This is a genomic window from Mycolicibacterium gilvum, assembly GCF_900454025.1.
Lineage (GTDB): Bacteria > Actinomycetota > Actinomycetes > Mycobacteriales > Mycobacteriaceae > Mycobacterium > Mycobacterium gilvum.
Genome location: NZ_UGQM01000001.1, coordinates 357,272 through 370,384 on the forward strand (window position 1 = coordinate 357,272; position 13,113 = coordinate 370,384).

Sequence of the window (13,113 nt, forward strand, 5' to 3'; positions counted from 1 at the left end):
AGGCCCTAACCCCGTCGGCGAATCGTGTGCCTGGCACAATGCGGTCGTAGTGTGACGCGCTTGACAGCGCAGGGGAGTGCGGGATAGAAACGGTGCAGTTCTAAATCTACGTAGGATTTGGAAACCAATCTGATGTAGATTTCGACTGGGCATGCGTGGCTGGGCCTGGGTCGTCCCCGACGACGGGCCACGTAGCGCCCATGCGCCGGGCGAGTGATTTCAGACAGGAGCCGCACCATGAATAGTCGCGACATCGCCGAGCGGGCGTCGGCGGATACTTCCGCGGGAACTCTGGATGGACGCGTCGCCATCATCACCGGGGGCGGCCGCGGCATCGGCGGCGCGGTGGCCAAGCTCTTCGCTCGCGAGGGAGCGACCGTCGTCGTCAACGACATCGGTGCTTCGCTGAGTGGACTGCAAAGCGACGGCAACCCCGCGAGTGAACTGGTTCGTGATATCGAGGCCGCCGGCGGCACCGCGGTGACCAATGGCGCCGACATTTCCGACCATGAAGCCGCCCGCGATCTGGTGGAGTCGACCATTGACCGCTTCGGCAAACTCGATGTCCTGGTCAACGTGGCGGGAATTCTGCGTGACCGGATGATCTTCAACATGTCCGAGGAGGAGTGGGACGCCGTCATCAGGGTCCACCTGAAGGGGCACTTCAACACCATCAAGCCCGCTGCTGCGCATTGGCGCAAGATCGGTGATCCCGACGCCCAGAACAGGATCATCAACTACACCTCCCGGGCCGGACTGCACGGCGCGCCGGGGCAGCCCAACTACTCGGCGGCGAAGATGGGCATCGTCGGGCTGACCTACTCGTGCGCCGTGGCGCTGCGCAGGTACGGCGTCACCACCAACGCCGTGTCGCCCGCCGCAGCGACCCGGATGACGGCCACCATCCGAGACGATGCCTATAGCTCGGGCGCGAATGAGTTGTCGCCCGACAGTATCGCCCCGATCGCGGCCTACCTGGCCTCCGAGCACTCCGGCTGGCTTAACGGCCACGTGATTCACGCCCGGGGCTATGAGGTCTCGCTCTACAGCGACCCCGAGCCGCTGGTCACCCTGCGTTCGGACGGCCCGTGGGACCTCGATGAAATGGCCAAAGAGGTGGAGTCGCAGTTCCGTCCGATCACCGAGGCGGCGCCGCCGAACCCGTTCGTCTGATGTCGATCAGGGGAAAGGCGTTCATCGCCGGAGCTTACGAACACCCGGGGCGCGAACTGCCCGACAAGTCGATTCCGCAGATCCACGCCGAGGTGGCGCTGGGCGCGCTGGCCGACGCCGGCCTTGATCTTGCCGACGTGGACGGCTACTTCTGCGGAGGCGATGCGCCCGGGCTGGGCGGGCTGGCGATGGCCGACTACCTCGCCCTGAAGCTGCGCTACATCGACAGCTCCGATATGGGGGGATCGGTGTACATGTCCCACGTCGGGCATGCGGCCGCGGCGATCGCCGCCGGCAAATGCCGGGTTGCTCTCATCACGTTGGGCGGGCGCCCGCGCACGACGTCGTTGCGGGCGCCCGGCCAACTGATGGGTGAGCCGCCAGAGAAGTCCTTCGAGCCGATCTTCGGCGCGAACGTCAGCGCACTGTACGCGCTGGCCGCGCAACGGCACATGCACCAGTACGGGACCACCAGCGAACAGCTGGCCGAGATCAAGGTGGCCGCATCCACCCATGCCCAGCACAATCCGCACGCGATGTTGCCCAACGTCGTGACGGTCGAGGACGTGGTGAATTCCCCGATGGTGTCCTCGCCGCTGCATCGACTTGACTGCTGTGTGGTCACCGACGGCGGCGGCGCGCTTGTCGTCGTCGCGGACGACGTCGCCGCCGCACTGGACCGTGACTGCGTGAAGGTTTTAGGGCATGGAGAGGCGGTCGAACACACTCGCGGCGGCTGGCAGGACATCACCGTGACCGGCGGGGTGCGCTCAGGCGCGGACGCATTCGCCGAGGCAGGTGTGCGTGCCGCCGACATCGATTACGTCGGTCTCTACGACTCGTTCACCATCACCGTCTTGCTGGCACTCGAGGACCTGGGATTCTGCGCCAAAGGTGACGGCGGCAAGTTTGTGTTGGATGGCGCGCTGCAAGCCCCCGATGGCCGATTGCCGTTCAACACCGACGGCGGGTCCCTGTGCAACAACCACCCGGCCAACCGCGGCGGGATGACCAAGATCATCGAGGCGGTCCGCCAGCTGCGGGGCGAAGCGCATCCCGCTGTGCAGGTCCGCGACTGCAACCTGGCACTGGCCCACGGCACCGGTGGCTGGCTGAGCACGAGAATGGGCAACGCGACGCTCGTCCTGGGTCGGGAGGACGCGTGAGCACGCCCCAATTGCCCTCGCCTGCACCAAGTGTCAGCTCCGAAACCGCGACATTCTGGGCAGCTACTCTTGCCGGCAAACTTGTGCTGCAGCGCTGCTCGAACTGCGGCCGGGCCGGCTACTACCCGCGTTATGTGTGCGCGAACTGTCACAGCACCGACCTGGTCGACACCGAAGCCAGCGGGCGGGGAACTATTTACAGCTACACCGTCACGACCCGTGGAATCCTCGAGTACGCCAACGCCGGCTCGTACGTGCTGGCGATGGTCGAACTCGATGAGGGACCCAAGATGGTCACCAACATCATCGACTGCGATCCCGACGCCCTGTCGATCGGCCAGCGTGTCGAGGTGGTCTTCTGCGACACCGGCGGAGACGGCGCACTGCCCCGCTTCCGCCCCGCGGCCCCGGGGCTGTGATGGGCGACTACGTATTCGACGTCGAGCCGGGTCATGTGCTGGCATTTGCTCGCGCCGTCGGTGACGAGCGGCTCGCCCACGATGTGCCTGCGCCCGGGACGCCGGCGCCGCTGACGTTTCCCGCCGCTTCGGTCCAATTCGATCCGGTACACATGCGCGGGCTGCTCCCATCAGGGGCGCTTGATCTCAAACCCTCGACGCCGGGAGGCAGTGTCCTGCACGCCGAGCAGGAGTTCGAATACTTCGCCTCCGTGCGTGTGGGTGAGCGCCTCGTTGTCGCCGAGTATGAGGGCGCGAGCTGGGGCAAACAGAGCCGACGCGCGGGCGCTCTGACGTTCCACGAGATCACCAGGGACTACCGCGACGCAGCAGGCGAACTCGTCCTGCGGTCGCGCATGGTATTGGTAGACACCGAGTTCCCGGCCTCCGCGGGCGGCGGTGAGCCATGAGCGGTTACAGCCACACGGGCGAGACGTTGGTCGTCGGCGCCAGCCGCGAGCACACGGTCATCCCCGAAGTGACCCGCACCCAGATCGTTCAGTATGCAGGCGCATCCGGCGACTACAGCCCACTTCATACTGACGAACCGTACGCCGTGCGCGCCGGCTACCCGGGCGTGATGGCTCACGGAATGCTGGTGATGGGCGCCGCTGAACGGCTGCTCGCTGAGTGGGTGGGTCGGGAACGACTGACGCGCTACCGGGTTCGCTTCGTCAACCCGGTGTGGCCCGGTGACTCGCTGCATGCCGTCGCGACCGTGGTCGATGTGCGCGACAGCGAGCAGGGTAAGTACGTCGACTTCGAAATCCTGGCGACCAATCATCACGGTGTCGTCGTGCTGTCGGGCACCTCCACGGCCTGCGTCTGACTCATGAGGAAGGAACCGACCGATGGCTGAACATCCGAACGCGCAGATCGTGCGCCGCCTCATGGCGGCGTTATCGCAGCAGAACCGCGCCGACATCGAATCCCTGCTTGCCGAGGACTGCATCTGGCGCGTGCCCGGCGCCAACGTGCTGTCGGGCGTCTATGAAGGCCGCCGAGCGATCTTGTCGCTGTTCGGCAAGATGAAGCGCATCTTCACCGGGCCTGCCCAATTCGACGTCATCGACATCACCGCCAGCGCGCAGTACGCGGCGGCCTACCAGTACGGCATCGTTGAAGTCGGCGGCAAGACCGTGCGGCTGCGCGAGTGCCTCGTATACCGCATCACCGACGGACGCGTCGTCGAGGTCGACGAGTTCCAGTCCGACGAGCGCGCTTTCGACGAGGCCTTCTCCCCGGCGGCTGTCGAGGCCGCGATGGCACGACCGAAATGAACAGCCCCGCCGCCCGTACCGTCGACCCAGTCGCCGCACTGGAGCTGGCGCCCGACGGTGCACACCTCGTCGCGGCACCGGGCTGCGGGGCTCCCACCACCTTGTTGCACACGCTGAACACCCAAGCCGCGGGCCACAACTGGACCCTCAGCTCAGGACTGCTGCTCGGCGACTATCCCTTCCTCGATGCCGTGCGTGCGGGCCACCTTAGCTACCGGACCTGGCATGTGATGGCACCGGTCGCTGGGCTGGTTGCCGATGGAACTGCGGCATTTGTGCCGGTTCGCGCCTCGCGGATCGCGGCCCAGCTGCAGGCTTGGGGTGTGGACGTCGCGATGGTGCGGGTAACGCCGCCGGATCGGCACGGCTACCACTCACTGGGGCCGTCCGCCGGCTACAGCCTTGATGCACTGCGCCTGGCTCGGGTGCGGATCGGCGAGGTCGATCCCGAACTGCCATGGACGTTCGGCAACACCACCGTGCACGAGTCCGTTTTCGATGCCTTCGTCGACACCGCCGATGCGACACCACAGTACGGCTCGGCCAAACCGAGCCCGGTCAGCAACCGCATTGCCGAACACATCGTCGACCTGCTGCCCAGGAACCCGACGTTGCAGATCGGGATCGGCTCGATTCCCGAGGCAGTGGTCAATGCGCTGGCCGCCGCCGACCTCGGGAAGATTCGGTTCACCGGGATGGCCACCGACGAGATGGTGGAACTGTTCGAGCGCGGCGTTATTCCCGCCGACGGCGACCAGCCCGCGATCTTGTCCCCGGAGTTGATGGGCACGCGGCGGCTGATGAGATTCGCCGACCGCAACCCTGCGCTGGCCGTCCATCCGTCGTCCACGGCACACAACGCTGATGTCTTGGCTCGCACGCCGCGCTTGGTATCGATCAACACCGCCATCGAAGTCGATGTCAACGCCCAGGTCAACAGCGAGGTGCTGCGAGGGCGCCAGATTTCCGGTGTCGGCGGCAGTCTCGACTTCGTCGACGCGGCCAGCCGATCAGCGGGTGGTCTGCGCGTGATCGCGCTGCCTTCGGCCACTCCGGACGGTTCACACCCGAGGATCGTCGATTCGGTGGCCGCGGTCACTATTCCGCGGTCGATGGTCGATGTGGTCGTGACCGAGTACGGTGTGGCTCGCCTGGATGGTCGCAGCGTCGCCGAGCGACAACAGGCCCTGATCGCGATCGCCCATCCCGCCCACCGACAGGCGCTTGCATCCGCCGCGGAGGTGATGGCGTGACCGTGCACCATCGTCGCGGCAAGTACCTCGAGGAACTCATCGTCGGCGACATCTACGAGCACCGACCCGGCCGTACCGTGACCGAGGCGGACAACGTGCTCTTCACCACACTGACGATGAACACCCAAAGCCTGCACTTGGATGCGGCGTTCGCCCAAACTCAGGAATTCGGCCAGCGCCTCGTCAACAGCTTGTTCACCATGTCGACCGTGGTGGGCCTCAGCGTCGCCGACCTCACCGAGGGAACAACGGTGGCCAACCTCGGATTCTCCGAAATCCGTTTTCCCGCACCAGCGTTCATCGGCGACACCCTGATTGCGGAGACTGAGGTCATCGACAAGCGGCTGTCCAACTCGCGGCCGGACCAGGGGGTGGTGACATTCGAGCACCGCGGCCGCAACCAGCGCGGGGAGATCGTCTGCACTGCGCGGCGGGCCGCCCTGGTGCTCTGCACCAGTTCATCAGCCGCCCGCAGCGGCTAGCCAGTTGTTCACTGCCGAGGAGTTGAAAATGGCCACAGCACAAGCGAATACCCGATCCGGAGACGGTGGGGTCACTGGTCGCGACGACGCCGTGATCGAGGTGCGCTGCCCCGCCGACGGACGGGTGGTGGGGTGTGTGCCCGGCATGGGGCCCGCCGCAGTGGCGGCGGCTGCCGCCCAACTGCGCGACGCCCAGCCGGCGTGGGAAGAACTCGGGCCGAACGGTCGGGCGATCCACATGCGAAGTTTCCTGGACTGGATCCTCGACAACGAATCCCGTTTGGTCGGCATCATGCAGGAGGAGACCGGCAAATCGTGGGGTGACGCTGCCCTGGAGATTTCGATGGCGGTGGACCTGATCAACTACTACAGCGCTCACGCCGCCGAATTCCTCGCCGACCGCAAGGTTGCCAGCTGGGGAGCCGGTGGCTTGACCAAGAAGCTGCGCGTCTTCGCCCGCCCCTATCAGCTCGTGGGGATGCTCACGCCGTGGAACGGCCCGCTGGGCGGTCCGATGCTCGATGGTGTGGCCGCCTTGATGGCAGGTGCTGCGGTGCTTTTCAAGCCATCGGAGTTCACCCCGTTGACATGGGGGGAGGCCACCCGAGGGTGGCTAGGAGACTGCTGAATTATTCCCGCGTGGCGGGTGGGGTTGTCCTGGGGTTTTTGGGGATGATTGATGGGTGCAGGGTCGCTCTGATGATCAGCGTGAGTTCTTGGATGCGGAGTCGGTTGCCGGGCATCTTCTGAAGTCTGACAGCGTGTTTGCCTTCCTGGCGGCGTACCGCAGGCAGTTGTTTCCCGAGGAGATGTTCGCCGATCTGTTCCCGTCGCGGCGGGGCCGTCCCAGCGTGCCTGCCGAAGTGATGGCTTCGGTGATCACATTGCAGGCCTTGCACGGGCTCTCGGATAACGAGACCGTCGATGCAGTCACCTTCGACCTGCGGTGGAAAGCCGCCTGTGGGCTCCCGATCACCGCTGGAGCGTTTCATTCCACGACGCTGACGTACTGGCGGCGCCGGTTGGCTGCCTCGGATCGCCCGAACCGGATCTTCGAGGCGGTCAAGACGGTCGTGGCCGCCACCGGGGCACTGACCGGCAAGACGCGGCGGGCCTTGGACTCCACGATCCTCGACGACGCCGTAGCTACCCAAGACACCGTGACCCAGTTGATCGGCGCGATCCGCAGAGTGCGACGAGAGGTCCCCGGAGCGGGCGAGGTGGTGGCGTCCCAGTGCAGCGCCCACGACTACGACGACCCGGGTAAACCGGCCATCACCTGGGATGACGCTGCGGCCCGGGAAATGTTGGTCAACGCTTTGGTCACCGATGCCCATCGGCTGCTGGGTCATCTGCCTGACCAGGAACTCGGCGTCCGCGCCGCTGAGGCGGTGGCGTTGTTGGCGTTGATCGCCGGCCAAGACGTCGAACCTGTTGACGATTCTGATGGCACCGATGGGCGGTGGCGTATCGCCCAGCGAGTCGCCCAGGATCGGGTGATTTCCACCGTCGATCCCGATGCCCGCCACGCGCATAAAAGCGTGCACCGCCGCCAAGACGGATTCAAAGCCCATATTGCGGTCGAGCCCGATACTGGCCTGATTACCGACTGCGCCTTGACCAAAGCCGGTGGTGCCGGCACCCACGACGCGGCAGTGGCTCCGCAGTTGCTGGCTGGTGAAAGTGCACCAGTGACAGTGCTGGCTGATTCGGCCTATGGCAGTGGGGATTTCCGCGCTCAACTCAGGAAGTCACGTCATCGCGATCGGGTCAAACCCGCACCCCTGCGCGCCGCTGTGCCCGGCGGGTTCACCATCGATGACTTCACTGTTGATCACCGCGGCCATCGCGTGACCTGCCCAGCGGGAGTGGCTCGGAGCATCAGCGCACGCGGCAACGCCACCTTCGGGGCCGCGTGCCGGGGCTGCGCGCTACGCCCACAGTGCACCACCAGCATCGACGGCAGAAGCCTGAAAATCGGGCCCCACGACGCACTTCAACGCGCTGCCCGTAAGAGGTCACAAAAACCACGGTGGCTCAACGAATATCGTCAACACCGCCCGATGGTGGAACGCACCATCGCCTGGCTGACACGCGGCAACCGCAAAGTCCGCTACCGCGGGGTCACCCGCAACGATCAATGGCTGCATCATCGCGCCGCCGCGGTGAACTTACATCGCCTAATCACCCTGGGATTGACCCACACCGGCGCTGGCTGGGCCATCGCCTGACCCCGGCACAGCCGGGTCTTGGCTCACCGGGCACCACATGCACCCTCAACACGGCCGCGGTGACACTCGTAACTGTCGACTCCCGGGTTTGACTCAACCACGGCCCACAGAGCGCTCTGAGGCACCCGCCCCCAACACACCTAATTCAGCAGTCTCCTAGAGGACATCGGGGCACCTCCGGTCCTGGCAAACGTGACCGGTGGTCCGCAGACCGGCGCGGCCGTGGTCGAAGAAGTCGACATGATCATGTTCACCGGCTCGACACGCACCGGTCGTAAAATCGCCGCCCGTGCCGGTGAGCGGCTGATCCCCTGCAGCTTGGAACTTGGCGGCAAAGATCCGATGATCGTCTTGTCCGATGCTGATATCGACCGTGCCTCCCGCGCCGCGGCGTGGGGCGCGATGTGGAATTCGGGCCAAATCTGTATCTCGGTGGAACGCGCCTACGTTGAAGCCCCCGTGTACGACGAGTTCGTCGCGAAGGTCACCGACAAAGTGAAAGGCCTTCGCCAAGGGATGGACCCGGACGGCAGCTTCAGCACCGACATCGGCGCGATGTGCACACCCGCTCAACTGGACATCGTGGAAAGCCACGTCAACGACGCGGTGGACAAGGGCGCGCGGGTGCTCACCGGCGGTAAGCGCGGCGAGAATGGTCAATTCTTCGAACCCACCGTGCTCGTCGACGTGGACCACAGCATGCTGTGCATGCGCGACGAAACCTTCGGTCCCACATTGCCGATCATGAAGGTCGCCGACGAAGCCGAAGCCGTTCGGCTGGCCAACGATTCGCGTTACGGCTTGAGTGCCAGCGTGTGGACCGGCGACCCTGCGCGTGCCGACCGGATCAGCCGCCAGCTCGAAGCGGGTGCGGTCAACCAGAACAACGTGATGATGAGCACTTTCCAGCTGACCATCCCGATGAGCGGCTGGAAGGAATCGGGTGTGGGCAGCCGCTCGGGCGGGGCCGCCGGAATCCTCAAGTTCTGCCGACAACAGTCGGTGGTGTCCGAGCGCATTCACCTGGGCTCCGAGCCGCACTGGTATCCATATGTGCCCAGGAAGAACAAGATCCAAGCCAAACTCGTGCGCCTGCTCGGCGCCCACGACTGGCGCCGCCGGTTGGGACTTCCGCCTCGGCGTTAGGCGCGTGCTTCGCCGTCCCGTAGCTTAGCCTCGATCCACCGGTGAGCTGTCGGTGTGAAGTCGATTTCGATTGTGTGCGTTGGGCCCGGGGTGTGCCGTGAGGTGGGTGTGTGTGATGGCCCGATCTCGGTATCGGCTTGTTCCTGTGGGTCTTTCGTCTCGTGCGGGCGGTTGGGGTTGCTCTGTTAGGCCAGCAGTGGCCGGTTTCGGCCAAACAGACTGTGGAACAGGGTGTTCCACGCGGTTTCCCAGGGCCAGTTGCGTGGCAGGTGCAGGGTCAGGCGTCGGGCCGAGGAGGCGATGCGTGCCGGCACGCTGATCAGGGTGCGGCGGATGGTGCCGGTGCGGGCTTTGGCCAGCGCTGGTCCGGTCAGGGTGGCCGCGGCGCGGGTGAGGTTGAACGCCATCGCTGCGCACACCAGCCAGGCGGCGTTGGCGCCGAATCGCCCCGAGGGCAGATGGGCCAGAGCAGAGTCTTTGAGGTCGGCGTGGACCTGCTCGATGAGCGCGTGGCCGCGGTGGGTCTTGTCGGCGGTGACGGTATCGAGGTCGGTGGTGGTGAAGAAGGCATGGAAGCGCCAGGTGTCGAACAGGGTGGTCTGCCCCTCGCCGCTGGCGGGGTTGAGGTCGGGGATGCGCCGCACCACCAGCCTGCCGGGGATCTGCTCGCTGGTTTTGCGGGAGCTGAACGCGGTGAAGTCGATCTCGGCGACCTCGGCGCGCGAGATCCAGCGCTGGGTGTTCTCGTCGTAGATCGCGTCGGTGTACTGGATCGGGATCCAGGCGTCCTCGGGTATGGCGGCGATGGCGGCTTTGACTTTTGGGTCCAGGCGCACGGTGATCGACACGTCGGCACCACCGCGCAGAGCAGCCGCCACGGTTGGGTAGCCGTAGAACGCCGAGTCGGCTCGCAGCAGCGGCCGGGTGGCTGCCGCCGAAGAGCGCAGTCGTGTCACGGTGGCCAGCGTGTCGCCGACGATGCGGGCAGCTCCACGTGCTGATCCGCAGGCGCCTTTGCGTAGGCGTTGGCCGCAGATGATCGGTGCACCATGCTCAGTGGTGAGCGTGGCGATCAGCGCATTTAACCCACGGACCCCGGAGTATCCGTAACCAGATCCCTGTTTGGTGTAGCCGTGCACTTCGATGATGGTGTCATCGAGATCAACACACACCGGACCGTCAACACCGGCCAGCACCGGAGTGCGTTCGTGCAGACCGGCCAGCAACCGCGCCGCCACGGCGTCGAGTTGGCGGACATGACCGAAGCTGAATTCGCGCAGGAACGATCCCAGCGTCGACGGGGCGTACGGGCGGTCGAACACGGTGCCCATCGCGCCGTGGCGCAGCAAGGCCATGTCATCGATGCTGTCAGCACCAGCTACCATGCCCGCGACCAGCGACAAGACTTTCGCCCCGGCGTTGGCGCCCTTGTCGGTCGGCACCGTGATGTGCTCATCAGCCAGGCTGCTCAACCCGCACTGATGAGCCAGAGCGGCCATCGGGACCAGCCCGGCACACGACACCAGATTGGGGTCATCAAAGCGGGCTGACGCCACAGGACGAGTGTGAGATAGTTGCATCTACGAGATGCCCTTCGTTCTGACCGAATGTGATCCTAGACAAATCCCATTCTTTCACCGCGACAGGGCATTTCGTTTTTACAACCCGCCCCAACTCCTATTCGATCGGTGGATCAAGGCTTAGTGGGTGCTGCGATTGCGCCCGGCTCGTTTTTCTACATTCATTCCGTCCTCCTGCGGATCGTGTGGTGTCCGTAATACGGCGGTATGCTGGCAAATTTACGCTACCGAGGGTGTTCCGCCGAGGCCACCCTGATAGTATAATCTAAACTAATTTAGAACCGCGTCCTGGCCGCCGACATGGCTCAGGCATACAAGGGAGAAGGCCGCTATGTCGATGACCTCGCCGGTGAGCCCGATCGATCAATCGCGCTTGGAACAGGCCATAGGCGTCGCCAATCTGCCGACGCTCACGATGGTGCTCTTTCAGTTGACCGGCGAGCAACGCTGGCTCCATGAACCTTTTCGGCCCACCCGTTCACCGGGGTTGAGTCCCAACGACTCCGGCGGATTCGAACCCGAGGTGGCCGACGAGATCCGCCGATGCGCAGTGTCCGCGATCTCGGCGTGGTCAAAGGGCAGGCCGGCCGCCGTTCCCCTGCCTGATCCTGATCTGTTGCGCACGATGCTGAGCATCTGCGTGGACGAGGAGGTTCCGCAGGAGTACGAGCGGGTGATGCGAGAGGAGATGGGGCTGGAGCCGACGGCAGCACCTGAACCCGTGGAGGTCGACGACTTCTCCGTCGTCATCATCGGCGCCGGTATTTCGGGCATCATCGTAGCTGCGCGGCTACAGCAACTCGGGATTCCCTTTGTCATCCTGGAACGTCACAGCGAGGTCGGTGGAGTGTGGCTGACCAACAGCTACCCGGGGTCGGGTGTCGACACGCCAAGCTACCTCTACTCCTTCTCCTTCTTCCCGCGTGACTGGTCGATGCACTTCGGTAAGCGCGACGAAATGGCGACCTATCTGCGAGAAGCTGTAGACCACTTCAATATTCGCCGCGACATCATGTTCGACACCGAGGTTCAGCGCGCGGAATACGACGAAAGTACCCAACGGTGGACGGTCTACGCCCGTTCCGGGGACGGCTCGATGAAACGCTATTCCGGCAACATCCTGATCAGCGCGGTCGGATTGTTCGGCAAGCCGAAAACACCCGACATCCCGGGCCTTGAGTCCTTCCGGGGACCGAAGTTCCACACCGCGGAGTGGCCCGACGATCTGGACCTCAGCGGAAAGCGTGTTGCCATCGTCGGAAGCGGCGCCAGCGCTATGCAGGTGGTGCCGGCCATCGTCGACAAAGTGCAGCAACTGACAATCTTCCAACGCTCACCGCAATGGGTCGCACCGTGCGCCGAGTACTTCGCGGCTATTCCCGAGGACGTGCACTGGTTGATGAACCACGTGCCGAATTACCATGCGTGGTATCGGTTTCGGCTGGCATGGTTGTTCAACGATCGCGTGCACCCGTCGCTGCAGATGGACCCGGAGTGGCACGATCCCGGCAGATCGCTCAACGCGGTCAACGACGCTCACCGGCGGCACTTCACGCGCTACTTGGTCGATCAGCTCGACGGTCGGCCAGACTTGATCGAGAAGTGCCTGCCGGACTACCCGCCCTTCGGCAAGCGCATGCTGCTCGACAATGGCTGGTTCGCTGCGCTCAAGCGGGACAACGTAGCGCTCGTTACTGACGCAGTCGCCGAGGTCACTGAGACAGGCCTCGTCACCACCACGGGGGAGAAGTTCGACGCCGATGTCCTTGTGTTCTCCACCGGATTCCAGACGATTCGCTACCTGCAGCCGATCGAGTTCGTCGGGCGGGGTGGGCAGCGGTTGAGCGACGTCTGGGGCGACGATGATGCCACCGCCTATCTCGGCATTACCGTGCCCCAATTCCCGAACCTGTTCCTGATGTATGGGCCCAACACGAACTCAGGTTCCGGCGGCTCCTACTTCTTCATTGGCGAGTCGCAGGGTCGGTACATCCTCGATGTCATCGCCAAGATGGTTCGCGAGGGCATTGGCGCGGTGGAATGCCGAGCCGAGGCACATGACCGTTGGGTGCGCGAGGTGGACGCGGAGCATTCGAAGATGGTGTGGAATCATCCCGGTATGACGACGTACTACCGCAATACAAGCGGTCGAGTTGTCACCAACTCGCCATATCGAGTCGTTGACTACTGGCTGATGACCCACGATGCCGACCTGGCCGACTACATCACCGAGCCGGCGCTGCGGCCAGACATTGCGGTAGGGCGATAAGCCGCCACACGCTCTGTTGATCCGACATCGCGACCTGTGATCCCATCTCACCTCAGGCCTCATGCGCGGCACGGC

12 protein-coding genes and 1 pseudogene are annotated in these 13,113 nt (G+C 64.6%); 12 read left to right on the forward strand and 1 reads right to left on the reverse strand.

Annotation, left to right across the window (positions count from 1 at the left end):
• Window positions 1-237 precede the first annotated feature (237 nt).
• The 11 genes and pseudogenes from DYE23_RS01620 to DYE23_RS01670 all read left to right on the forward strand — a co-directional run.
• Complete coding sequence (locus DYE23_RS01620; RefSeq protein ID WP_083152516.1) at window positions 238-1,173, forward strand: SDR family NAD(P)-dependent oxidoreductase; 936 nt, start codon at window positions 238-240, stop codon at window positions 1,171-1,173.
• Complete coding sequence (locus DYE23_RS01625; protein ID WP_115326319.1) at window positions 1,173-2,339, forward strand: thiolase family protein; 1,167 nt, start codon at window positions 1,173-1,175, stop codon at window positions 2,337-2,339. Before DYE23_RS01620 ends, DYE23_RS01625 begins: the two co-directional genes overlap by 1 nt.
• On the forward strand, window positions 2,336-2,758 hold the full coding sequence (locus DYE23_RS01630) for a Zn-ribbon domain-containing OB-fold protein (RefSeq protein WP_083152522.1): 423 nt from the start codon (window positions 2,336-2,338) through the stop codon (window positions 2,756-2,758). The genes DYE23_RS01625 and DYE23_RS01630 overlap by 4 nt, the downstream gene beginning before the upstream one ends.
• Window positions 2,758-3,207 (forward strand): FAS1-like dehydratase domain-containing protein, encoded by a 450-nt coding sequence (locus DYE23_RS01635; protein WP_083152525.1) that lies wholly within the window; start codon window positions 2,758-2,760, stop codon window positions 3,205-3,207. Before DYE23_RS01630 ends, DYE23_RS01635 begins: the two co-directional genes overlap by 1 nt.
• Window positions 3,204-3,626: a MaoC family dehydratase gene (locus DYE23_RS01640; protein ID WP_083152528.1), complete on the forward strand. Its 423-nt coding sequence runs from the start codon at window positions 3,204-3,206 to the stop codon at window positions 3,624-3,626. Before DYE23_RS01635 ends, DYE23_RS01640 begins: the two co-directional genes overlap by 4 nt.
• Window positions 3,627-3,648: 22 nt before the next feature.
• Window positions 3,649-4,077 (forward strand): nuclear transport factor 2 family protein, encoded by a 429-nt coding sequence (locus DYE23_RS01645; protein ID WP_083152531.1) that lies wholly within the window; start codon window positions 3,649-3,651, stop codon window positions 4,075-4,077.
• Entirely contained in the window at window positions 4,074-5,330 is a 1,257-nt protein-coding gene (locus DYE23_RS01650; protein ID WP_115326320.1) for an acetyl-CoA hydrolase/transferase family protein, read from the forward strand. Before DYE23_RS01645 ends, DYE23_RS01650 begins: the two co-directional genes overlap by 4 nt.
• Window positions 5,327-5,812 (forward strand): MaoC family dehydratase, encoded by a 486-nt coding sequence (locus DYE23_RS01655; protein WP_083152537.1) that lies wholly within the window; start codon window positions 5,327-5,329, stop codon window positions 5,810-5,812. Before DYE23_RS01650 ends, DYE23_RS01655 begins: the two co-directional genes overlap by 4 nt.
• A gap of 28 nt (window positions 5,813-5,840) precedes the next feature.
• Complete coding sequence (locus tag DYE23_RS01660; RefSeq protein WP_235660303.1) at window positions 5,841-6,440, forward strand: aldehyde dehydrogenase family protein; 600 nt, start codon at window positions 5,841-5,843, stop codon at window positions 6,438-6,440.
• 55 nt (window positions 6,441-6,495) lie between these two features.
• Window positions 6,496-8,043 (forward strand): IS1182-like element ISMgi3 family transposase, encoded by a 1,548-nt coding sequence (locus DYE23_RS01665; RefSeq protein WP_011892097.1) that lies wholly within the window; start codon window positions 6,496-6,498, stop codon window positions 8,041-8,043.
• A 159-nt stretch (window positions 8,044-8,202) separates the two neighbouring features.
• Window positions 8,203-9,189, forward strand: a pseudogene (locus tag DYE23_RS01670) (aldehyde dehydrogenase family protein); the annotation flags it as partial.
• A 185-nt stretch (window positions 9,190-9,374) separates the two neighbouring features.
• Here the strand turns inward: DYE23_RS01670 and DYE23_RS01675 are convergent.
• Window positions 9,375-10,769 carry an IS1380 family transposase gene (locus tag DYE23_RS01675; protein WP_115326321.1) on the reverse strand — a complete coding sequence of 465 codons (1,395 nt, stop codon included), beginning with the start codon at window positions 10,767-10,769 and terminating at the stop codon, window positions 9,375-9,377.
• 331 nt (window positions 10,770-11,100) lie between these two features.
• On the opposite strand from DYE23_RS01675, the gene DYE23_RS01680 reads away from it, so the two are divergent.
• A complete protein-coding gene (locus DYE23_RS01680; protein WP_115326322.1) occupies window positions 11,101-13,038 on the forward strand; it encodes a flavin-containing monooxygenase in 1,938 nt (645 codons plus the stop codon).
• Window positions 13,039-13,113 lie beyond the last annotated feature (75 nt).

What these genes read in the sequence shown, in the direction of transcription:
- DYE23_RS01620 (WP_083152516.1), top strand. Translation starts at nt 238, where the DNA reads ATGAATAGTCGCGACATCGCCGAGCGGGCGTCGGCGGATACTTCCGCG.
- DYE23_RS01675 (WP_115326321.1), bottom strand. Translation starts at nt 10,769, where the DNA reads ATGCAACTATCTCACACTCGTCCTGTGGCGTCAGCCCGCTTTGATGAC.
- DYE23_RS01650 (WP_115326320.1), top strand. Translation starts at nt 4,074, where the DNA reads ATGAACAGCCCCGCCGCCCGTACCGTCGACCCAGTCGCCGCACTGGAG.
- DYE23_RS01635 (WP_083152525.1), top strand. Translation starts at nt 2,758, where the DNA reads ATGGGCGACTACGTATTCGACGTCGAGCCGGGTCATGTGCTGGCATTT.
- DYE23_RS01645 (WP_083152531.1), top strand. Translation starts at nt 3,649, where the DNA reads ATGGCTGAACATCCGAACGCGCAGATCGTGCGCCGCCTCATGGCGGCG.
- DYE23_RS01640 (WP_083152528.1), top strand. Translation starts at nt 3,204, where the DNA reads ATGAGCGGTTACAGCCACACGGGCGAGACGTTGGTCGTCGGCGCCAGC.
- DYE23_RS01680 (WP_115326322.1), top strand. Translation starts at nt 11,101, where the DNA reads ATGTCGATGACCTCGCCGGTGAGCCCGATCGATCAATCGCGCTTGGAA.
- DYE23_RS01625 (WP_115326319.1), top strand. Translation starts at nt 1,173, where the DNA reads ATGTCGATCAGGGGAAAGGCGTTCATCGCCGGAGCTTACGAACACCCG.
- DYE23_RS01660 (WP_235660303.1), top strand. Translation starts at nt 5,841, where the DNA reads ATGGCCACAGCACAAGCGAATACCCGATCCGGAGACGGTGGGGTCACT.